The sequence below is a fragment of the Lentzea sp. NPDC092896 genome, assembly GCF_044754905.1.
GTDB lineage: Bacteria > Actinomycetota > Actinomycetes > Mycobacteriales > Pseudonocardiaceae > Lentzea.
Map to the genome: position 1 here is coordinate 134,047 of NZ_JBIVPX010000015.1, position 25,126 is coordinate 159,172.

The 25,126-nt window shown below is 69.7% G+C and carries 2 protein-coding genes (1 of these 2 cut by a window edge); both read left to right on the forward strand.

Annotated elements, in window-relative coordinates; all coding sequences use genetic code 11:
• Nucleotides 1-18,252 carry a non-ribosomal peptide synthase/polyketide synthase gene (locus ACIQF0_RS44770; protein ID WP_401040691.1) on the forward strand — a complete coding sequence of 6,084 codons (18,252 nt, stop codon included), beginning with the start codon at nucleotides 1-3 and terminating at the stop codon, nucleotides 18,250-18,252.
• Nucleotides 18,249-25,126, forward strand: partial view of a non-ribosomal peptide synthase/polyketide synthase gene (locus ACIQF0_RS44775; RefSeq protein WP_401040693.1) — the beginning only. Its footprint extends 12,553 nt past the window's final position; the window shows 6,878 of its 19,431 coding nt (coding positions 1-6,878); its start codon is at nucleotides 18,249-18,251; its stop codon lies off the right edge, out of view. Before ACIQF0_RS44770 ends, ACIQF0_RS44775 begins: the two co-directional genes overlap by 4 nt.

Sequence of the window (25,126 nt, forward strand, 5' to 3'; positions counted from 1 at the left end):
GTGGATCCGGTTGTGGCTGAACGGTTCGCCGAGCATCTCGGCTTCGTGCTCGCCGGGGACCCGTCCGTGCCGCTGGGAGAGATCGACCTTCCGGGACTGACGCTGGCGGAGCTGGTCGAGGCACAGGTCGACCGGTCGCCGGAAGCGACAGCCGTGGTGTTCGACGGCGGGACGTTGAGCTTCGCCGAGTTGGACGAGCGGGCGAACCGGCTCGCGCACGTGTTGATCGCGCGCGGTGTGGGGCCGGAGGGGATCGTGGCGCTGGTGTTGCCGCGGTCTGTCGACATCGTTGTCGCGCAGCTGGCGGTGGCGAAGGCGGGCGGGGCGTACCTGCCGGTCGATCCCGCCTATCCGGCCGAGCGGATCTCCTTCATGCTGTCGGACTCGCGGCCGGTGCTGGTCGTGACGACGACGGAGTTCGCCGATGTGGTGCCTGATTCCGATGTATTGCTGATGGATGAACTGTCCACGGAGGACGGTATCGGTCACCGGCCGGATCGCCTGTCCCCGCTGAATTTGGCGAACGCGGCGTACGTGATCTACACGTCAGGCTCGACGGGACGTCCCAAGGGCGTCGTCGTGTCGCACGCCGGGTTGGCGAGCTTTTCGGCGGCCGAGATCGAGCACTATCAAGTCGGTGCCGGTGATCGGGTGTTGCAGTTCTCGTCGCCGAGTTTCGACGCGTCGGTGCTCGAACTGTGCATGTCGTTGCCGGCGGGTGCGGCGCTGGTGATCCCTCCGCCCGGGCCGTTGCTGGGGGAGGCGTTGGCGGACGTCGTGGCGTCCCGGGGTGTGACGCACGCGTTGATCCCGCCGGTCGCGCTGGCGACGGTGCCCGAGGGCGTGGACCTGCCTGGCCTGCGGATGCTGACGGTGGGCGGGGACGCGTGCTCGGCGGAGCTGGTGGCGCGCTGGGCGCCGGGCCGACGGCTGATCAACTCGTACGGGCCGACCGAGTCCACGGTGGTCTCGACGTGGAGCGAGCCGTTGACGGCAGGGGAGGTTCCCCCGATCGGCAGACCGATCAGGAACACCCGGGTGTTCGTGCTGGACGACGGGTTGCGTCCGGTTCCCGTGGGCGTCGCGGGCGAGTTGTACGTGGCCGGTGCCGGGCTGGCGCGCGGGTACCTGGGGCGTGCGGGCCTCACGGCGGAGCGCTTCGTGGCGTGCCCGTTCGGGCCCGCGGGATCGAGGATGTACCGGACAGGAGACCGGGTTCGGTGGAATCCGGCGGGGGACCTGGAGTTCATCGGCCGGATGGACCACCAGGTGAAGGTGCGCGGGTTCCGGATCGAGCCCGGCGAGATCGAGACGGTGCTGCGAGGGCACGCGGACGTTGACGATGTTGTTGTCGTGGCACAGGAACAGCTGTCGGGTGGCAAGCGGCTGGTGGCGTACGTGGCCACGTCGAACGTTGATGAGGCGTTGACGGCCGAGCTGCGGGCTGTGGTCGCCGGAAGTCTGCCGGACTACATGGTTCCGGCGGTGTTCGTGCGGCTGGACCGCTTGCCGTTGAGCCCCAACGGCAAGCTGGATCGCGGCGCGTTGCCTGAGCCGTCGGGCACAGCGGCGGGGTCCGTGGAGCCGCGGACTGACAACGAACGGATTCTGGCGGGGATCTGGGCAGAGGTTCTGGGCGTGCGCGGCGTTGGCGTCGAGGACGACTTCTTCGCACTCGGTGGTGACTCGATCCTCGGCACTCAGGTGCTGGCACGAGTGCGCGCCGCGTTCGGGATCGGGCTGTCCGCGCGTGCGGTGTTCGACGCCGGCACGGTCGCGGAGCTCGCCGAGTTGCTGCCCGTCCGGCCGGAGTCCGCACAGACGGAGGTAACGCCTGCTCTCAGGGATCAGGCGTTACCTCTTTCCTCCGCGCAGCAACGGTTGTGGTTCCTCGACAACCTGACCGGCGGAGGGACGGAGTACAACACCGGGGTCGGGCTGCGCCTGTCCGGGCCGCTGGACGTCGACGCGCTGCGGGCCGCGTTGACCGCTCTGAGCGCCCGGCACGAGTCGTTGCGGACAACGGTCCACACGGTGGACGGTCGTGGGGTCCAGGTCGTGGCCGCGGAGGCCGATCTTCCGTTGCGCGTGGTCGAACTGTCCACAATGGATCTGGATCAGGTCCTGGCGGAGGAGCTGTCGCTGCCGTTCGACCTCCGGCAGGGCCCGCTGACCCGTGCGGTGCTGGTGCGGATCGCCGACGACGACCACGTCCTGATGCTGAGCCAGCACCACATCGTCACCGACGGTTGGTCGGTCGGCCTGCTGGTGGACGAGCTGGGCAAGCTCTACGCGGGTGCGGACCTGCCCGAACTGCCGATCCAGTACCCGGATTTCGCGGTGTGGCAGCGTTCGCAGCTGTCCACTCCGGCCTCAGCTGAGCAACTGGGCTACTGGAAGGAGAAGCTGGCCGGTGTCCGGCCGCTGGAACTGCCCACCGACCGGCCCCGTCCGCACCTGCGCACGAGCGCTGGCGCGATTCACCGCGCGTCCCTGCCGTCGGAGCTGATCGAGGGACTGGCGGCAGTGGGACGTGAGCACGGCGCCACCGTGTTCATGACGCTCACCGCGGCCGTGCAGGTGTTGTTCTCGCGCTACGCGGGCCAGCAGGACATCGCGGTGGGAACCGTCGTCGCCGGCCGTGAGAGAGCCGAGTTGGAAAGACTCGCCGGCTTCTTCGTCAACACCCTCGTGCTGCGTTCGCGGGTCGAGCCCGCCCGGCCGTTCACCGAGTTCCTCCGCGAGGTCCGGGAGACCGTGCTGGAGGCGTTCGCCAACGGGGAGGTTCCCTTCGACAGCGTCGTCGAGGAACTGCGACCCGAACGCGACCCCAGCCGGACGCCGCTCGTGCAGGCCCTGGTCGTCCTGCAGAACGCGGTGGTCCGGCCGCACGAGGCCGGTGGACTGCGGATCACCGAGCAGGATCTGCCGCGGCCGTCCGCCAGGTTCGACCTCGTGGTCGAGTTCTGGCCGCGCGGATCCGACGGCATGGACGTCGCGATCGAGTACAACACCGACCTGTTCGACGCGGCCACCGTGGAACGGATGACCGAGCACCTCGTGGTGCTGTTGAACGGAATCGCCTCCCAGCCGGGCAGCACGCCGGCGCAACTGCCCCTGCTGACCGATGCCGAACGACAGCAGGTCGTCGTGGCGTGGAACGACACCGCGCAGGACGTTCCCCCGACGACGATGCCCGCGTTGTTCGAAGCGCAGGTGGCACGGACACCGGAGGCCACGGCCCTGGTCTGCGACGACGTCCGGCTGTCCTATGTGGATCTGAACGAGCGGGCCAACCGGTTGGCGCACCTGCTGATCAGCGCGGGTGTGGGACCCGAGCGGTCCGTCGTGCTGGCGATGCCCCGGTCCGCCGACCTGGTCGTGGCGGCCATGGCCGTGCTGAAGTCCGGCGCCGCATACCTGCCGATCGACCCCGGCTACCCTGCCGAACGGATCTCCCTGATCCTCGACGACGCCCACCCCGCGTTGGTCCTGACGACGACCGGTGTCGCCGACCGGATCCCCGACCACGAGAACGTGACCCGGTTGGTCCTCGACGCTCCCGCTGTCGTCGAAGAACTTGCCGCGAGCCAGGCAGACGATCCGGCCGGCGGTCTGCACGTGGACAGTCCGGCGTACGTGATCTACACGTCCGGCTCGACCGGCCGCCCCAAGGGAGTCGTGGTCTCCCACCGGAGCATGGTCGACCTGGTGGCCTGGGCGGCGGCCGAGTTCGGCGCGACCGGCCTGGCCCGGGTCGTGGCGTCGACCTCGCTGACCTTCGACGTGTCCGTGTTCGAGATCTTCGGTCCGCTGGCCGTCGGCGGCACCGTCGAGATCGTGCGCGACCTGCTGGCGCTCGGCGAGGGCGCGGTGACCGGGCAGGTCAGCCTGATCGGCGGAGTTCCGTCGGCGTTCGCCCAGCTGCTCGCCCAGGACCGATTACCCCTCAGCGCGAACACCGTCGTCCTCGCGGGTGAGGCGCTGCCGGCGGCACTGGTCCAGGACATCCGCACCGCGCTGCCCGGCAGCAGGATCGCCAACATCTACGGCCCCACCGAGGCGACGGTCTACGCGGCGGCCTGGTACTCCGACGGTGGCGACCAGCGGCAGGCGCCGCCGATCGGCCGTCCCATCGCCAACACCACCGCCTACGTGCTCGACCCGTCGCTGCGCCCTGCCCCGGTCGGCGTTCCCGGCGAACTCCACCTGGGCGGCCGCGGCCTCGCCCGCGGCTACCTCAACCGGCCGGGTCTGACGGCGGACCGCTTCATCGCGGACCCGTTCGGCGAGCCGGGTGCCCGGCTGTACCGCACCGGGGACGTCGTGCGGTGGAACCGTGCGGGCGAACTGGAGTACCTCGGCCGGGCCGACCACCAGGTGAAGATCCGCGGGTTCCGGATCGAGCTCGGCGAGGTCGAGGCCGCCCTCCGGCAGCACGACGACATCGACGACGTGGTCGTGGTCGTCCGGCAGGAGGAGTCCGGCCACAAACGGCTCGTCGCCTACGTCGTCGCGACGGCCGTCGACGTCGCCGAACTGCGTGATCTTCTCGGCCGGACGTTGCCGGACTACATGGTCCCGTCGGCGTTCGTCGCCCTCGACGCGTTTCCGCTCAACTCCAGCGGCAAGCTCGACCGCGCCGCCCTGCCTGAACCGGACTTCGGCGCCGGTCGCACCGGCTACGTGGAGCCCAGGACCGACGTCGAACGCGTGCTCGTCGGGATCTGGGCCGACGTGCTCGGCCTGGAGCAGGTCGGCGTCCAAGACAACTTCTTCGGCCTGGGCGGTGACTCGATCCTGAGCATCCAGGTCGTGTCCCTGGCGCGCCAGGCGGGTCTGACGGTGATGTCGAGGGACCTGTTCCTCCATCAGACCGTCGCGTCCCTCGCTCCGCACGTGACGGCGGCACCGTCCGAGGTGCTCGACCAGGGTCCGGTGACGGGCCCGGTGCCCCTGACACCGGTTCAGCGCTGGCTGTTCGACTCCCGCACGGACCCGCGGCACTTCGGCCAGTCGCTCGCGGTGGAACTGGCCGGCGACGTCGATCAGGACGCACTCCGCGGCGCGTTGAACACGGTGATCGCCCACCACGACGCTCTGCGCATGCGGTTCGAGATCGTGGACGGCCAATGGACGCAGCACAACGCGCCTGTCGAGCCCGCGGACGTTCTCGAGGTGAGGAACCTGTCCGACGGCGAGGTGACCTTCGACCTCGGTCACGGGCCGCTGCTGAAGGCGGTGCTGCTGGTCGGTGGCGAACGGCCGGTGCTGTCGCTGGCCGTGCACCACCTGGTGGTCGACGGCGTGTCGTGGCGGATCCTGCTGGAGGACATCGACGCCGCCTACCGGAACGTGGCCCTGAGCCCGAAGACCACGTCGTTCCGGGACTGGTCGCGCACACTCACCGAGCACGCGCTCAGCGGCGGGTTCGACGACGAGCTGACGTACTGGGACTCGGTCACCCCGACCGCGGAGACCGACTCGGGCAGCGTCGCGTCGACGCGGTCGGTCTCGGTGGCGTTGAGCGCCGCGGAGACGAAAGCGGTGCTGCAGGACGTTCCCGGGGTCTATCGGACGCAGGTCAACGACGTGCTGCTGGCGGCGTTGGGCCGGGCGCTGGGCGACCGGGTCGTGGTGGATCTGGAAGGCCACGGTCGTGAGGAAATCCTTGCCGGGGTGGACACCTCTCGCACGGTGGGGTGGTTCACGACCATGTTCCCGGTGGTGCTGGAGACGACCTCCGGCGACTGGGGCGCGGCGCTGAAGTCGGTCAAGGAGCAGTTGCGTTCGGTCCCGCGGCGCGGACTGGGGTACGGCGCCCTGCGTTACCTCGCGAACAAGCTGCCGCACACGCCCGCCCCGCCCGTGCGGTTCAACTACCTCGGCCAGACCGACTGGGTGACCGGTGAGAGCGCGCTGTACCAGGGGCTCCACAGTGGACTTGAGCTGAGCGATGACCCGACGGCCAGGCGCACCCACGTGCTCGACGTCGTCGGCATGGTCGAGGAAGGAACGCTCAAGTTCACCTGGTTCTACTCGGAGGACGTGCAGGACGAGAGCACTGTCCGAGAATTGGCCGAGGGCCTGGTCACAGCGCTGCGGGAGATCGTCGCGCACTGTGCGGAACCTGAGGCAGGCGGACGCACTCCTTCGGACTTCCCGCTCGCGCGGCTGGACCAGGCGGGCGTGGACCTCCTCGCCGGTGACGGGCGCACGGTCGAGGACGTCTACCCGCTCACCCCGGCCCAGCGGGGCATGGTGTTCCACGGGGTCTCGCAGGGTGATCAGGGCGTCTACTTCCAGCAGCTGACGTTCGTGCTCGACGGTGTTCGCGACTCGCGGACCTTGGCCCGGTCCTTCCAGCACGCGGTCGACCGGAATCCGGTGTGCCGCAGCGGCATCGTCTGGGAGGACGTCGACGAGCCGGTGCAGGTCGTCCGGCGCGAGGCGTCGATCCCGGTGTCCATCTTGGACTGGAGCGACCTGTCCGCCGCTGATCGGGCGCAGCGGCTCGCCGAGTTCCTGGCCGCGGACCGCGAACGGGGACTCGACCTGCGGACCGCTCCCTTGATGCGGCTGGCGCTGGCGCGACTGTCCGCCACCGAGGTGCAGGTCGTGTGGACGTTCCACCACGTGCTGCTCGACGGGTGGAGCATCTTCGGCGTTCTTTCGGACGTGTTCGCCGCCCACGCCGCGCTCGCGGGAGGCCGGGCTCCTGAGCCGGTGAGCCGCCGGCCGTTCCGCGACTACCTGCGGTGGCTGTCCGAACAGGACCAGGACGCGAGTGACAAGTACTGGCAGGACGTCGTCGGGGACCTCGACTCGCCCACGCCGCTGCCCTACGACCGGCCCCCGCTGGACGCCCACCACGCCGAGTCGTCGGACACCGTGGACGCGACCCTCTCCGCGGAGCGGACGGACCGGCTGCGTGCGATGACTCAGCAGGCAGGGTTGACGTTGAGCTCGGTCGTCCAAGGCGCCTGGGCGTTGGTGTTGTCGGCCTACAGCGGTCAGCGGGACGTGGTGTTCGGGACGACCGTGTCCGGCCGCCCCGCCGAGCTGGCCGGAGTGGAGTCGATGATCGGCATGTTCATCAACACCATCCCCACCCGGCTGGCCGTCGACCCCCGGCAGAACCTGCTGACGTGGCTGCGGGAGGTGCAGGCGGGCCAGGCAGAGGCCCAGCGGTTCGGGCACGTCTCGCTGGCGCGGCTGCAGAAGAGCGGCACCACCCTCTTCGACAGCATCGTGGTGGTCGAGAACTACCCGATCGACGTCGAGGCCGCCGCCGCGCACGGTCTGGGGCTCCGCGAGCTGTCCGCGGTGGAGACGACGAACTTCCCGCTGAGCGTCATGGTGACTCCCGGACGGCAGCTGTCGGTCGAGCTCGGCTACGACCCGGCCCTGTTCGACGCGGCCACGATCAGCCGCCTGACCGACCACCTCGTGCTCGTGCTGGGCGGCATCGCCGAGGACGCGGAACGGCGGGTGTCCCAGCTCCTCGTCACGACTGCCGACGAACGACGTCAGATGGTCGTCGAGTGGAACAGCACGGGCAACGAGCTGGCGCCGGCCACGGTGTCGAGCCTGTTCGCGGAGCAGGTGAGCCGCACCCCGCAGGCGGTGGCCGTGACGTCGGACGCCGGTTCGCTGACCTACGCCGAACTGGACTCGCGGGCGAACCAGCTCGCACACCGGCTGATCGAGCTGGGCGTGCGGGCGGAGACCCTCGTCGGTGTGCTGATGGAGCGTTCGCTCGACGTCGTGGTCGCGGAGCTCGCGGTCGTCAAGGCGGGTGGCGCGTACGTGCCGGTCGACGTGCGGGCTCCCGTTGAACGGATGCGCGCCGTGCTGGCCGGTGTTCCGGTGCTGCTGGTCGATCAGCGGTGGGAGTCGACGGATGTCCACAGTGGACGCCGCATCGTCGTGGATCGCGATCTGGTGTGGGAGCCCACTGATCCGCCTGCTGTGGTCGTCGATCCGGAGAACCTCGCCTACGTGATGTACACGTCGGGTTCGACTGGAACTCCGAAGGGAGTGATGGCCCGCCAGTGCGACGTCACCTCGTTCGCCCGCGACCGCCGGTTCCGCGGTGGCGGGCACGAATGCGTGCTTCTGCACTCGCCGTTGGCCTTCGACGCCTCGACGTACGAACTGTGGGTGCCCCTGCTCAACGGCGGACGCGTCGTCCTGGCACCTCCGGGCGAGGTGGACGCCGACGTGCTGCGCCGGATGATCGACGAGCACGGGGTCACCGGGCTGTTCCTCACCTCCGGTCTGTTCCGGATGGTCGCCCAGGACGCGCCGGACTGCCTCGCCGGCGCGCAGGAGGTCTGGACTGGCGGGGAGATCGTTCCCGCCGCGGCGTTGCGGCGCGTGGCCGCCGCCTGCCCAGGCCTTGTCGTCGTCGACGTCTACGGGCCGACCGAGACGACGACGTACGCCACCCAGCGAAGCATGGTCGGTGTGGCCGCGGTCCCCGATGTCGTGCCGATCGGGCGTCCGCTGGACAACGTGCGTGTGTACGTTTTGGACAGTGCGCTGCGTCCGGTGCCGATCGGTGCGCCGGGGGAGCTGTACATCGCCGGTGCCGGACTCGCCCGCGGGTATCTGGACCAGCCCGGGATGACCGCGGACCGGTTCGTGGCGGTGCCGGGCTTCGGCACCGCGGGCGAACGGATGTACCGCACGGGTGACGTCGTCCGCTGGACGGTTGACGGCGAACTGGAGTTCGTCGGCCGGACCGACGACCAGGTGAAGATCCGCGGGTTCCGGATCGAGCTCGGCGAGATCGAGGCCGCGCTGCTCGGCCACGCAGACGTGGCCGAGGCCGTCACCGTCGCGACCGCGGACAGCGCCGGTCGCAAGAGGCTCGTCGCCTACGTCGTCGGAACCCCGGACACCACCGAACTGCGAGCGTTCCTGGCGCGGACTCTGCCGGACTACATGGTGCCCTCGGTGTTCGTGCCGCTGGACCGGTTGCCGCTCAACGTCAACGGCAAGGTCGACCGCCGCGCGCTGCCCGAGGTCGACTGGGCGGCACTGACGACGTCCGGCCACGTGGCACCCCGTGACGCCGAGGAACTGGAGCTGGCCAGGATCTTCGCCGAGGTCCTGCGTGTGCCGCAGGTGGGCGTCGAGGACAACTTCTTCGAACTGGGCGGCGACTCGATCCTCAGCATCCAGATCGCCTCCCGCGCCCGCCAGGCCGGTCTCACGGTGCTGCCCCGCGACCTGTTCCGGCATCCGACCGTGGCTTCCCTGGCCGCCGCGGGTGCGGGCACCGTGCTCAAGGCCGTCGACCAGGGCCCGGTGACCGGTGACGTGCCTCTGACGCCGATCCAGCACTGGTTCTTCGAGACCCAGACCGTGCACCCGGAGCACTTCAACCAGTCGGTCCTCGCCGAACTGGACCCCGGTACCGACCGTGCCGCGTTGGCGAAGGCGCTGGCCGCGGTGATCACTCACCACGACGCGTTGCGGATGCGGTTCGACGAGCTCGACGGCCGCTGGACGCAGCACAACGCTCCGGTCGAGCCCGCCGACGTTCTCCAGATCCACCACCTGCCCGACGTGCAGGCGGCGATCGACGAGGTCCACGCGAGTTTCGACCTGCGGCACGGGCCACTGCTCAAGGCCGTGTTGTTCGACCTCGGCGAGACTCAGCAGCTGTTCATCGCGGTGCACCACCTGGTGGTCGACGGCGTGTCGTGGCGGATCCTGCTGGAGGACCTCGACACCGCCTACCGGAACCTCGCGCTACCAGCGAAGACGACGTCGTTCCTGGACTGGTCGATGCGGCTGACCGAGCACGTGCGCGGCGGCGGGTTCTCCGACGAACTGGCGCACTGGGCGACCGTGACGGCCGATCCGGCGCTGCCCGCCGATGATCACGGTGCCAACACCATCGGGTCGATGCGGGAAGTCGTGGTGCGCCTGGAGGCCGAGGACACCAGGGCGTTGCTGCAGGACGTTCCCGCGGCCTATCGCACGCAGGTCAACGACGTCCTGCTGAGTGCGCTCGCCAGGACGTTGTCCGGGTGGACGGGCCGTGACCAGGTGCTCGTCGACCTCGAAGGACACGGCCGGGAGGAGCTGTTCCCCGACGTCGACCTGTCCCGGACCGTCGGGTGGTTCACCAGCATGTTCCCGGTGGTGCTCGACGCCGGTGCCGGCGACTGGGGTTCGGCGCTGAAAGCGGTCAAGGAGCAGCTGCGGTCGGTGCCCGGACGCGGCCTGGGCCACGGCGCCCTCCGTCATCTCGCCGGCACCACCCTGTCGGTGTCCGAGGCGTCCCCGCAGATCAGCTTCAACTACCTCGGCCAGTTCGACTGGAACACCACCGGCCTCTTCCGCGACGTTCGTGGCGGTGTGGGCGGTAGCGCGGACCCGGACGCACCAAGGCCGCATCTGCTGGACGTGGTCGGCGCGGTCGAGCACGGGGCGTTGGAACTCACCTGGTACTACTCGCCGAACGTGCACCGCGAGTCGACGGTCGAGTCGTTGGCGCGGCAGATGATCCTGGCCCTGCGCGAGATCATCCCGCACTGCGCCGAACCGGGAGCAGGCGGCCGCACGCCCTCCGACTTCCCGTTGGCAGGCCTCGACCAGACCGCGGTGGACCTCCTTGCGGGCGACGGGTCCCGGGTCGAGGACGTCTACCCGCTGACCTCGATGCAGGCCGGGATGTTGTTCCACAGCCTGGTGGAGGACGTCGGCTCCAGTGACTACCTCAACCAGGTGCGCCTTCGCCTGACCGGTGTCGGTGACCCGCGGGCGATGGGAACCGCGTGGCAACGCGTCGTCGACCGCACCCCGGTGCTGCGCAGCGGTGTGGTGTGGGACGGCTTCGCCGAACCGTTGCAGGTCGTCGAACGCGACGTGGTGCTGCCGGTCCGCTACGACGACTGGACGGAGTGGACGGACGAGCGCAAGGACGCCGAACTGACCCGTGTCCTCGCCGAGGGCAGGGCCGAGGGACTGGATCTCGCCGCGCCACCGCTGATGCGGCTCGCCGTGATCACGACCGGGCCCGGCGAAGTGCTGCTGGTGTGGACCTTCCACCACGTCCTGCTGGACGGGTGGAGCGCGGCCCAGCTGTTCGCGGAGGTGTGCGAGCAGTACGCGTCGATCGTCGAGGCGCGGGTGCCGGACCTGCCGGTCAGGCGGCCGTTCCGCGACTACCTGGAATGGCTGTCCGAACGCGACCTCGGTGCCGCCGAGGAGTACTGGCGTTCACTGCTCGGTGACGTCGACTCCGCGACCCCGTTGCCCTACGACCGCAAGCCCGGCGAGGCGCATCGGACGCATTCCTCCAAGACCGTCCGCGTCACGCTGTCCGCCGAGGAGTCCGACCGTGTTCGCACGGCGGCGAAACAGAACGGCTTGACGTTGAGCACGGTCGTCCAAGGCGCGTGGGCCGCGTTGCTGTCGGCCTACAGCGGTCAGCAGGACGTGGTGTTCGGCACGACCGTCTCGGGCCGGCCGGCCGAACTGCCCGGCGTGGAGACCATGATCGGCCTGTTCATCAACACGGTGCCGACGAGGGCGAACGTCGAGGGTGCCCGGCGACTGGTCCCGTGGCTGCGCGATCTCCAGGCCTCCCAGGCGGAGTCGCGGCGCTTCGGGTACGTCTCCCTGGCCCAGCTGCAGAACTGGTGCGGCACCAACCTCTTCGACAGCATCGTGGTGTTCGAGAACTACCCGTTCGATCCGGGCACCAGCGCCACCCAGGGCATCGGCCTGGTCGAGTCGCAGGACGTGGAGCCGACCAACTACCCGCTCACGGTCGTGGTGAGCCCCGGCCCCGCACTGTCGATCAGGCTCGACTACGACCCGGCGTTGTTCGAGGCCACCACGATCGAACGGATGACGGCGAACCTCGAAGCGCTGCTGGCGAGCATCGCCAGGGACTTCGACCGTCCCCTGCGCAAGCTGCACACGGTGTCTCCGATGGAGCGCATCCACGTGTTGCTGAAGTGGAACGAGAACGTCCGCGAGGTCGAGCATTCGACGGTTCCCGGGAAGTTCTCCGCTCAGGTGGCTCTCACTCCGGACGCGGTCGCGGTGGCGTCGGACGACCAGTCCCTGACCTACGCCGAGTTGGACGCGTGGTCGAACCGGCTGGCACATCGCCTCCAAGGGCTCGGCGTCGGCGGAGAAAGCCGTGTCGGCCTGCTGATGGATCGTTCGGTCGACTTCGTCGTCGCCGAACTGGCGGTGCTCAAGGCCGGTGGGGCGTACATGCCGGTGGACCTCCGCGCTCCGGTGGAACGGATGCGGACGATCCTGGCCGAGGCCGACGTGTCCGTCCTGATCACCGATCAGGAGTGGAACGTGACCGCGTCCCTGGCGCACAACGGTTCGGTGATTCGCGCCGCGGACGTCGACGAGGAGTCGAGCGAGCCGCCCACGACCCACATCGATCCGGACAGCCTTGCGTACGTGATGTACACGTCCGGCTCCACGGGAGTGCCGAAGGGCGTGGCGGTGTGCCATCGCGATGTCGTCACCCTGGCCGCCGACCGGCGGTTCACCGGTGTGCACGACCGGGTGTTGCTGCATTCCGCGTCGGCGTTCGACGCCTCGACCTACGAGGTGTGGGTTCCGCTGCTGACCGGCGGCCGGGTCGTGGTGGCGCCGGCGGGTGACGTGGATCCCGACGTGTTGCGCGCGTTGATCTCCCGGCACGGGGTGACGGCGTTGTGGCTGACGGCGGGGCTGTTCACCGTGCTGGCACAGGACGATCCGACGTGCCTGGCGGGCGTGTCGGAGGTGTGGACCGGCGGGGACGTGGTGTCCGCGGGGGCGGTGCGCCGGGTGCTGGAGGCCTGTCCCGGGCTGACCGTCGTCGACGGCTACGGGCCGACCGAGACGACCACGTTCGCGACCGCCTTCCGCGCGCCGGACCCGGTGCCGGACATCGTGCCCATCGGAAGTCCGATGGACGGCAAGCAGGTCTACGTCCTGGACGGCGGCCTCGGCCCACTGCCCATCGGCGCGCCGGGGGAGTTGTTCATCGCCGGAGCCGGCGTCACGCGCGGCTATCTGGGCCGCCCCGGTCTGACCGCGGAGTCGTTCATCGCCGATCCGTTCGGCGAACCCGGCGGCCGGATGTACCGGACGGGCGACGTCGCGCGCTGGACGGACGAGGGCGTGGTGGAGTTCGTCGGTCGCGCCGACGACCAGGTCAAGGTGCGCGGGTTCCGGATCGAGCCCGGTGAGATCGAGTCGGCGCTGACCGGGCACGACGGTGTCGGCGAGGCCGTGGTCATCGCCCGCCAGGACCGCAGCGGCGTCAAACGCCTCGTGGCCTACGTCGTGCCGGAGAACGGTGGCGGTGTCGAGGTGGAGGACCTGCGGCGGCACGCGGCCGTGCAGCTGCCCGACTACATGGTCCCGTCCGCGGTGCTGGTGCTGGACGAACTACCGCTGACCCTCAACGGAAAGCTCGACCGCAACGCGTTGGCCGCCAAGGACTTCCACAGCGCCCTCGCCGACCACGTGGCTCCGCGCACCGCCGCGGAGACCGAGCTGGCGCGGATCTGGGCGGAGGTTCTGGGTGTTCACCAGGTCGGTGTGGAGGACGACTTCTTCGAGCTCGGCGGCGACTCGATCCTGAGCATCCAGGTGGTGTCCCGGGCCCGGAAGTCCGGATTCGGGATGACACCGAGGGATCTGTTCCGCAACTCCACGGTCGCGGCGCTCGCCGCCAGTGTCAGCGAGGTGGTCGTCGAGCGGGTCGACCAGGGCGTGGTGACCGGCGACGTGCCGCTGACCCCGATCCAGCACTGGTACTTCCAGACCAACCCGGATCACGCCGGGCACTTCGACCAGTCGGTGACCGTCGAGCTGAGCAGCGGAGCGGACGAGAAGGCTCTCCGCGGCGCGTTGGCCGCGGTGTTCGCCCACCACGACGCGCTGCGGATGTGTTTCGACGCGGTCGACGGCCGTTGGACGCAGCACAACGCACCGGTCGAACAGGCCGATCTGCTGGAGATCCACGACCTGTCCGAGGCGGAGAGCGAATCCGTGATGCGCCAGGTCTCCGCCGAGGTGCACGCGGGCTTCGACCTCGCCGGCGGGCCGTTGCTGAAGGCCGTGTTGTTCCGGTTCGCGGGCGACCGGCGGCCGGTGTTGTTGCTGGCCGTGCATCACCTGGTGGTCGACGGCGTGTCGTGGCGGATCCTGCTCGAGGACGTCGACGCCACCTATCAGAAGCTGGCCGCGGGTGAGCCGGTCAACGCCGAGCAGAAGACGACCGCGTTCCGCGACTGGGCGTTGCGCCTCAACGAGTTCACGCTCGGCGGTGGGTTCGACGACGAGCTGGCGCACTGGGCGGAGATCCCGGCCGACACCGGGCTCCCGGCGGACCACGACGGCGAGAACACCGCCTCCTCGGTCCGGTCGGTGTCGGTGGGGCTGAGCGTCGCGGAGACCGAGGCGTTGCTGCGTGATGTTCCTGGCGTGTACCGGACACAGGTCAACGACGTGCTGCTGGCGGCGCTGGGCAGGGTCCTGGGCCGATGGGCCGGACGTGACCGCGTCGTCGTGGACCTGGAAGGGCACGGTCGTGAGGAAGTCCTTGCCGGCGTGGACGTGTCGCGCACGGTGGGGTGGTTCACGAGCATGTACCCGGTGGTCCTGGACGGCGGCACGGGCGACTGGGGCTCGACGCTGAAGTCGGTCAAGGAAGGGCTGCGGGCCGTGCCACGCCGTGGCCTGGGCTACGGCGCCCTGCGTTACCTCGCGGGCCGCGACGTGACGCCCACGGCACCGGTCAGCTTCAACTACCTGGGCCGGTTCGACTGGACGAGCCTCGGCGACGGGCTGTTCCACGAGGTGCTCGGCGGGCTTCAGTCCGACATCAGCGCCGAGGCCACGCGTGGACATCTCCTCGACGTCGTGGGAAGTGTCGAGGCCGGGCGACTTGAGTTCACCTGGCTGTACTCGGGCAACGTGCACGAGGAGGGCACGGTCCGCGTGCTGGCGGAGAAGCTGGTGGCGGCGCTGCGCGAGATCATCGCGCACTGCGCGGAGCCGGGCGCGGGTGGTCGCACCCCGTCCGACTTCCCCCTGGCCGGGCTCGACCAGACCGCGGTGGACCGGCTCGTGGGAGACGGGCGCTCGGTCGAGGACGTCTACCCCCTGACGCCGATGCAGGCCGGCATGGTGTTCCACGGGCTGTCGCAGGAGGGGCAGGGTCTTTACTTCGAGCAGGCGACGTTCGTGCTCGACGGCGTGCCCGATTCCGAGGTGCTGGCCCGTGCCTTCCAGCACGTCGTCGACAGCACACCGGTGCTGCGCAGCGGCCTGGTCTGGGAGGGTGTCGCCGAGCCGCTGCAACTGGTCCACGCCGAGGCTGCGGTGCCGGTGATGTTCCTCGACTGGGACTCGCCGTCCGAGGAGGACCGGGAGCGCAGGCTCGCGGAGCTTCTCGCCGCTGATCGGGCCGAGGGGCTGGATCTGCGGACCGTTCCGTTGATGCGGCTGGTCCTGGCACGGCTGTCGGCCACCGAGGTCCAGGTCCTGTGGACCTTCCACCACGTCCTGCTGGACGGGTGGAGCGTCTTCCGGGTGCTGTCGGACGTGTTCGACGCGCACGCCGCGCTGTCCGGTGGACGGCCCCCCACGCCCTCGAGCCGCCGGCCGTTCCGGGAGTACCTCCGGTGGCTGGCGGAGCAGGACCACGACGCCGCCGAGACCTACTGGCGTCAGGTGCTCGCGAGCTACGAGGCGCCGGCGACCTTGCCGTACGACCGGAGCCCGGCCCAGAGGTACGCCACCCGCTCGTCGGAGTGGCTGCCGTTCGAGCTGGGCGCCGACGAGACGAGCCGCCTGCGCGACATGGCCCAGCACAACGGGTTGACCGTGAACACCGTGGTGCAGGGCGCCTGGGCGTTGCTGCTGTCCAGGTACAGCGGGCGTCAGGACGTCTGCTTCGGTGCCACCGTGTCCGGACGTCCGGCCGATCTGCCCGGCGTGGACGACATCACCGGCATCTTCATCAACACGCTGCCCGTCCGGGTGGACGTCGACGAGGCGGCCGGCCTCGCGGACTGGTTGCGGGAGTTGCAGGCCGCGCAGGCGGAGTCCCGGCGGTTCGACTTCGTGTCGCTCGGGAAGTTGCAGGGCTGGAGCGGACTGCCTAGCGGGGCGGACCTGTTCGACAGCATCCTGGTGTTCGAGAACTACCCGATCAACGACGAGGCGGCAGCGGTGCGCGGGCTGCGGCTGCGCGCGTTGTCGGCGGTGGAGACGACGAACTACCCGTTGAGCGTGGTCGTTTCACCAGGGGAGCGGCTGTCGGTCGAGTTCGGCTACGACCCCCAGCTCTTCGACGGGGCGAGTGTCGAGCGGATCGCCGGGCACCTGACCCGAGTGCTCGGGCTCGTCGCCGCCGATCCGTCCATCCTCTTGGGGCAGATCGACGTGCTGACCGAGCGCGAGCGGGATCAGGTCCTGGTGGAGTGGAACGACACCGCGCGGGACGTGCCCGCACTGACGCTGGCTGAGCTGTTCGAGGGCCAGGTGGCGCGGACTCCTGAGGCGCCCGCTGTGGTGTTCGGGGACTCGGCGCTGAGCTTCGCCGAACTGGATGCGCGGGCGAATCGGCTGGCACACGTGCTGATCGGGCGCGGTGTCGGGCCCGAAGAGATCGTGGCGCTGGTTCTGCCTCGGTCGGTGGACATCGTGGTGGCGCAGCTGGCCGTGGCGAAGGCCGGCGGTGCCTATCTGCCGGTCGACCCCGCTTATCCAGCTGAGCGGATCGCGTTCATGCTCGGCGACGCACGTCCAGTGCTGGTGGTGACCACGGCTGATCTCGCCGGGACGCTGCCCGGCGACGTGCTGGTGCTCGATCAGTCCGTTGTGGACGGATCGGCCGAGGTGGAACGACCGGCCGTGTCGCCGGGCAGGTCCGCCTACGTGATCTACACGTCCGGATCGACGGGGACGCCGAAGGGCGTTGTGGTGTCGCATGCCGGGCTCGCGAGCTTCTCGGCGGCCGAGGCTGAGCACTACGAGGTTCGTGCCGGTGATCGGGTGTTGCAGTTCTCGTCGCCGAGCTTCGACGCGTCGGTGCTGGAGCTGTGCATGTCGTTGCCGGTCGGCGCGGCGTTGGTGGTGCCACCGCCAGGTCCGTTGCTCGGTGAGGCGTTGGCCGATGTCATCGAGTCCCAGGGCGTCACGCACGCGCTGATTCCGCCGGTGGCGTTGTCGACTGTTCCGGAGGGCGCGGAGTTGCCGGGGCTGCGAGTGCTGACGGTGGGCGGAGACGCGTGCTCGGCGGAGTTGGTGACGCGGTGGGCACCGGGCCGCAGGATGATCAACTCGTACGGCCCGACGGAGTCCACGGTGGTGTCGACGTGGAGTGATCCGTTGACACCGGGCGGTGTGCCCTCGATCGGCCGGCCGATCTGGAACACCCAGGTCTACGTTCTGGACCGCGCGTTGCGTCCGGTTCCGGTGGGCGTGGTGGGCGAGCTGTACGTGTCCGGCGAGGGGCTTGCTCGGGGATATCTGAACCGCGCGGGCCTGACGGCGGAACGGTTCGTGGCGTGCCCGTTCGGCGTGGCCGGATCCCGGATGTACCGGACCGGGGACCTGGTGCGGTGGAACTCGTCGGCCGAGCTGACCTTCGTCGGCCGAGCCGATCACCAGGTGAAGATCCGCGGGTTCCGGATCGAGCCCGGCGAGATCGAGACGGTCCTGCGCCGGCACGGCGAGGTCGACGACGTCGTCGTGGTGGCGCGTGACAAACGGCTCGTGGCTTATGTGGCGACGTCGAACGAGACTCTCGCCGGCGAGCTCCGGGCCGTGGCGGCCGAGTCGTTGCCGGAGTACATGGTTCCGTCGGCGTTCGTGCTGCTGGACCGGTTGCCGTTGAGCCCCAACGGGAAGCTGGACCGGCAGGCGTTGCCCGAACCCTCCGGCGTCGTGCAGTCGACGGAGTACGCCGAACCGGAGACGGACACCGAACGGGTCCTGGCCGAGATCTGGGCGGAGGCGCTGGGTGTGCCACGGGTCGGGATCCACGACGACTTCTTCGCGCTCGGCGGTGAGTCGCTGAGCAGCCTCGGCATCGCGGCCAAGGCCAAGGAGGCGTTCGACATCTCGCTGACACCCCGCGACGTGCTGGTCGCGAGAACGGTCTCGGCACTGGCCGAGGTGGTCGAGGAACAGGTCCTGCTCGAGCTGGAACGGCTCGTCGGGGAATCCGGGCACGGAACAGCGGGAGAACAGCGATGACCGGATCCAAGCAGAGCCGAATCGACGCGTTGCCGCCCGAGATGCGGGAGCTGTTGAAGCGCCGGTTGGCCGGAGGCGCCGAGCGGTCCGACGTGATCCCTCGGGCCGAGCGTGACGGCGCGCTCCCGCTGTCGTTCGCCCAGCAGCGGTTGTGGTTCCTCAACGAGTTCAAGCCGGGGGACTCCGAGTACAACAGCGCGGTGGCGCTGCGGCTGGTGGGCGAGCTGGACGTCGCCGCGCTGCAGTCCGCGCTGGACGAGTTGGTGGCGCGGCACGAGTCCCTGCGGACCACGATCGACGACGTGCACGGTGATGCCGTGCAGATCGTCCATTCCCCGGCCGGCCTCCCGCTGCCGGTCGTGGAGCTGCGGCCGGACGAGCTGGACCGGGCGCTGTTCGAGGAGTACTCCCAGGCGTTCGACCTGCAGCAGGGACCGCTGTGGCGTGCCCTGCTCGTCCGGGTCGACACCGATGAACACGTGCTGCTGCTCACCGCGCACCACGTCGTCACCGACGGCGCGTCGATGGGCATCGTCGTCGACGAGTTGAGCAAGCTGTACGGGAATGCCGAGCTGCCTGCGGTCTCCCTGCAGTACGCCGACTTCGCGGTCTGGCAGCGCGCCCGGCTGGCCGGTGCCGTGATGGACCAGCACCTCGACTACTGGACCGGGAAACTGGCCGACGTCGTTCCGCTGGAGTTGCCGACCGACCGGCCGAGGCCCGCTGTACGCACGTCCGCAGGTGCGACCCACGAGTTCGAGATCGGTGCCGAGGCCGCCGCCGGTCTGGCCGCACTGGCCCGCGCTCACGGCACGACCCTGTTCACCGTCCTGATCGCGGCCTGCCAGGTGCTGTTCGCCAAGTACAGCGGTCAGCAGGACGTCGCTCTCGGCACGGTGGTCTCCGGCAGGGGCCGGCCCGAGGTGGAGCGGATGGTCGGGTTCTTCGTGAACACCGTCGTCCTGCGCTCCACTGTGGACGGCTCGGCGCGGTTCGCGGACTTCCTGGACGCGGTGAAGGACACCGTGCTGGACGCCTTCGCGCACGACGAGGCGCCGTTCGAGAAGCTGGTCGAGGTGCTGAGGATCGAACGCGATCCCAGCCACAACCCGTTGTTCGACGTCATGGTCCTGCTGCACGGTGCCCAGGGGGAGTCTCCGCAGTTCACCGGCCTCGAAGTCGGCCCGGTCGCCCTGACCAGGCGCACGACGAACTTCGACCTCACCGTGGAGTTCCAGGAGTCGGCCGGGGTGCTGCGCGGCTCGATCGACTACAGCACGGACCTGTTCGACGCCGGCACGATCGACCGGCTGGCCGGACACCTGGTGCGACTGGCCGAGGCCATCTCCGACGATCCGGAACGGCCGGTGTCGCGGCTGCCGTTGATGTCCGGTGCCGAACGGGACCGGGTGCTGGTGGAGTGGAACGACACCGACCACGACTGTCCAGACGGGACGATCGCCGGCCTGTTCGCCGAACGGGTTCGGCAGAACCCCGACGCCGTCGCCCTGTTAGCGGACGGGCTGTCGTTGACCTACGCGGAGCTGAACGCGCGAGCGAATCGGCTGGCACACCACCTGATCGAGCTCGGTGTCCGGGCGGAGCACGCGGTCGGCCTGCTGATGGACCGCTCGGCTGACGTCGTCGTGGCCGAGCTGGCGATCGTCAAGGCCGGCGGGGCGTACCTGCCGCTGGACGTCCGAGCACCGGCCGACCGGCTGCGGTCGCTCCTGCTGGAGACCGGTGCGCCGGTCCTGGTCACCGACCCTGCCTGGGAGACGACGGCACGGGAGATCCACCCCGGCCACGTGATCCTGGTGGACGGCGAGAACGGACCGGACACCGATCCTGAGGTCGCAATCGACCCCGACAACCTGGCGTACGTCATGTACACCTCGGGCTCGACAGGTGCGCCGAAGGGCGTGGGCATCCGGAACCGTGACGTGGTCGCGCTGGCCGCCGATCGCCGCTTCGAAGGCGGGCATGAACGTGTGCCGCTGCACTCGCCGTGCGCGTTCGACGCCTCGACCTACGAGCTGTGGGTGCCGCTGCTCAACGGCGGCAGGCTCGTGGTCGCACCACCCGGCGATGTGGACGCGGACGTACTGCGGCAGATGGTCACCGAGCACGGCCTGACCGCCGTGTTCCTCACGGCCGGGCTGTTCCACGCCGTGGCCCAGGAAGCACCGGACTGCCTCGCCGGAGTCCGCGAGGTCTGGACCGGCGGCGACGTGGTGTCCGCGTCCGCCGTGCGCCGGATCTTGGCGGCCTGCCCCGGTCTCACGGTCACGGACGTCTACGGACCGACCGAGGCCACGGCGTTCGCGACCACGCACCAGTTGTCCGATGCCGGACAGGTGCCGGACGCGGTGCCGATCGGGCGTCCGTTGGACAACATGCGTGCCTACGTCCTCGACCACGCGCTGGCACCCGTGCCGGTCGGAGTCGCGGGTGAGCTGTTCGTCGCGGGTGCCGGACTGGCCCGCGGCTACCTGAGCCGACCGGGGTTGACCGCGGACCGGTTCCTGGCCGATCCCTTCGGTGAACCGGGTGTGCGGATGTACCGCACCGGCGACGTCGTGAGGTGGACGGCCGACGGCGTGCTGGAGTACCGGGGCCGGGCCGACGACCAGGTGAAGATCCGCGGGTTCCGGATCGAGCCTGGCGAGATCGAGAACACGCTGACGCGGCACCCCGAGGTCGCCGAGGCGGTGGTGGTCGCGCGGGACGACAACGGGCGCAAGCGCCTGGTCGCCTATGTGACTCCTGCGGGGACGACAGTCGGTGACCTGCGGCCGTGGCTGAAGCAGAGCCTGCCCGACTACATGGTGCCGTCGGCGTTCGTGGTGCTGGACGAACTGCCGCTCGACGCCAACGGCAAGGTGGCCAGGAAGGCGTTGCCTTCTCCCGAAACGGAGGCGGGGGCGCGGTACGTGGCGCCGCGCAACGCGGTGGAGACCACGCTGGCCGAGATCTGGGCGGAGGTCGTCGGCGCGCAGCGGGTCGGCGTCCAGGACAACTTCTTCGAACTCGGCGGCGACTCGATCCTCAGCATCCAGGTCGTGTCCAGGGCCCGGCGCGCCGGGCTGCGGCTGAGCTCGCGAGACCTCTTCCTGCACCAGACCGTCGCCGACCTCGCCGCCCGCGTCGAGACGGTGACGGAACCGGCGATCGATGATCACCAGCTCACCGGTCTGGTACCGCTGACGCCGATCCAGCGCTGGTTCTTCGAGACCGTGCCGGTGGCGCGCGAGCACTTCACGATGTCCATGCTGGTCGAGCTGCCCGCCGACGTCGACGAGAAGGCGCTGCGAGAGGCCGTCGACGCCGTTGTGGCGCACCATGACGCGCTGCGCACGCGGTTCGTGCAGGTCGACGGTGAGTGGCGCGTGGAGATCGCGCCGTCCGAGCCGGCCGAGGTGCTGCACCGGCACGATCTGTCCACACTGGACTTGGCAGCGCAACGGGCCGCGATCGAGACCGAGGCGCTGATCGCCCAGACCGGCCTGAGTCCGCAGACCGGTCCGGTGATCCAGGCCCTGCTGTTCGATCTCGGGTCCGAGCGGCGGCCGCGGCTCTTCCTGACCGCGCACCACCTGGTGATCGACGGAGTGTCCTGGCGCATCCTGCTCGGTGACCTCGAAACGGCCTACCGCCAGATCGAACTGGAGCCGGTCGGCACCTCGTTCGCCCGCTGGGCACAACGCCTGACGGAGTACGTCGAGTCCGGTGCGTTCGACGACGACCTCGCGCGCTGGACGTCCGTGTCGGGCGGGACCGATCTGCCGGTGGATCGTTCCGGACACAACACCGTGGGTTCGACCCGTACTGTCACTGTCCGGCTGGACGCGGAACACACGGACGCGTTGCTGCACAAGGTTCCCCGGGCCTATCGCACGCAGATCAACGACGTGCTGCTCAGCGCCCTCGGCAGGGTCCTGTCGAGCTGGACGGGTCGGGACGGCACGCTGGTCGCGATGGAAGGGCACGGCCGTGAGGAGATCCTCGACGGCGTCGACCTCTCCCGCACGGTCGGCTGGTTCACGACCATGTTCCCGTTCGCGCTCAACGCTCCCACTGACAGCAACTGGGGCCAGGTTCTCCAGTCGGTGAAGGAACAGCTGCGTGCCGTGCCGCGGCGGGGACTCAGCTACGGAGCCCTGCGCCATCTGCGCCCGACTGCTCTGGGTGGCGACCCGTCGCCGCAGATCAGCTTCAACTACCACGGCCAATGGGACCTCGCACCGGACGAGAACTCGCTGTACCAGGCCAGATGCGCCAACGTCGGCCAGGATCTGGCCCCCGAGCAGACCCGTGCCCACCTGCTGGACATCTCAGGTGCGGTGGAGGACGGGGAACTGGCGCTGAGCTTGCTCTATTCCGACCAGGTGCACGACGACGCCACGGTGACGCGCCTGGCCGAGGAGATGCGCCAGGCACTGTTGGAGATCATCGACCACTGCTCCCTGCCGGACGCGGGTGGGCGCACGCCGTCCGACTTCCCTCTGGCGACGCTCGATCAGGCGGCGGTGGACCGCCTGGTGGGCAACGGGAAGACGGTGGAGGACGTCCATCCGCTGACGCCGTTGCAGGCGGGGATGGTGTTCCACAGCCTGGTGGACGCCGAGTCCGGCGCCTACTTCGACCAGGCCCGCCTGACGTTGGCCGGCGTCGCCGATCCCGAGGCGCTCGGAGCGGCCTGGCAACGAGTCGTGGACCGCACGCCGGTGCTGCGGAGTTCCGTGGCCTGGGAAGGTGTGGCCGAGCCACTTCTCCTGGTGCACAGCCAGGTCGTGGTCCCGATCTCGTACCACGACTGGCGCGAGCTGTCCGATGTGGACCTCGAGGCTTCGCGGGTGGCGGCGGAGGAACGCGCTGCCGCGAAGGACCTCACCACGGCCCCGCTGATGCGCGTGAGCATCGCCGCGTTGCCGGACGACGAGGTGCTGCTCGTCTGGACCTTCCACCACGTCCTGCTGGACGGCTGGAGCCTGGGGCAGGTCTTCGCCGAGGCGTGCGAGCAGTACGCGGCGATCGTGCAGGACAGGCAGCTGGACCTGCCCGCCCGGCGCCCGTTCCGCGACTACCTGCAGTGGCTGCACCGGCAGGACCGGTCCGCGGCGGAGCGGTACTGGCGGGGAGTGCTGTCCGGATTCGAGTCGGCCACCGCGCTGCCGTTCGACCGGAAACCCCTGGAGGCCCACCGAACCGAGTCCTCCGAGTCGGCGCACATCGCGTTGTCGGAGGAAGAGTCCGCGCAGCTGCGAGAGGTGAGCAAGCAGAACGGCCTGACCGTGAACACGGTTGTCCAGGGCGCGTGGGCTTTGTTGCTGTCGCGCTACAGCGGCGAGCAGGACGTCGTCTTCGGCACCACCGTGTCCGGGCGTCCGGCTGAGCTCGCCGGGGTCGAGTCGATGATCGGCATGTTCATCAACACGGTGCCGACCCGTGTGCGGGTCGACGAGACCCAGCAGTTGGTGGACTGGCTGCGTGACCTGCAGGTGCAGCAGGCCGAGTCCCGGCGGTTCGAGGCGGTGTCGCTGGCCGAACTGCGGACCTGGAGCGACCTGGCGGCAGGGAACTCCCTGTTCGACAGCTCCGTCGTCTTCGAGAACTACCCGTTCGACGAGTCCTCCACCGCGGGCATCCGGGTGACCGGGGTGCGGGCGGTGGACACGACCAGCTTCCCGCTCAGCGTGCGCGCTCACCTCGACGAACGACTTCACGTCGCGCTCTCCTACGACCCGAGGTTGTTCGACGCGAACACCGTCGAACGGATGGCGGCGCACCTGGGCGTGTTGCTGACCGCGTTCATCACCGAGCCGGCCCGCGCTGTGTCGGAGACGCCGATGCTGACCGAGTCCGAGCGGCACCAGGTCCTGGTGGAGTGGAACGGCTCTGCCCACGATCTGCCCGCCGGAACCTTGCCGGGGCTGTTCGAGGCGCAGGCGGCCAGGACTCCTGACGCGATCGCGGTCACGAGTGAGGACGAGAGCCTTTCTTACGGGGAGCTCGACGCGCGGGCCAACCGCCTGGCCCACCGGCTGATCGATCTGGGCGCCGGACCGGAGCGGTTCGTCGCCCTGGTCCTGCCGCGCTCGGCCGAGATGATCGTGGCGATCCTCGCCGTGCTCAAGACGGGGGCGGCGTACCTGCCGGTGGATCCGGGCCTCCCGCCGGAGCGGATCAAGGCGATGCTCGACGACGTCCAGCCCGTTGTGGTGCTGGAGGACATCGGGGACAGCGACGGCTGCCCGGACACCGCTCCAAGCCCGCTGCTGTCCCCGGAGAACGCGGCGTACGTGATCTACACCTCCGGCTCGACCGGTGTGCCCAAGGGAGTGGTCGTCCCGCACAGCAACGTCACGCGCCTGTTCGAGGCCACCCGCGAATGGTTGTCCTTCGACGAGCACGACGTGTGGACGTTGTTCCACTCCTACGCGTTCGACTTCTCGGTCTGGGAGATCTGGGGTCCGCTGCTGCACGGCGGACGGCTGGTCGTCGTTCCCCAGGCCGTGTCCCGGTCACCGCGGGAGTTCCTGCGGCTGCTGGCCGACGAGCGGGTGACCGTGCTGAACCAGACCCCTTCGGCGTACTACGAGCTGATGGGCGCGCCGGAGCTCGACGCGCTGCGGTACGTGATCTTCGGTGGCGAAGCACTCGACGTGCGGCGGCTGGGGGAGCGGCACTCCGGGCCGGTGCTGGTCAACATGTACGGCATCACCGAGACCACCGTGCACGTCACCTGTTCCGTGCTCACGAAGGACTCGGCCGGCACGATCGGTGCGGGCCTGCCCGACCTGAGGGTGTACGTGCTGGACGCCCGCCTGCGCCCGGTTCCGGTCGGGGTGGCCGGCGAGATGTACGTGGCGGG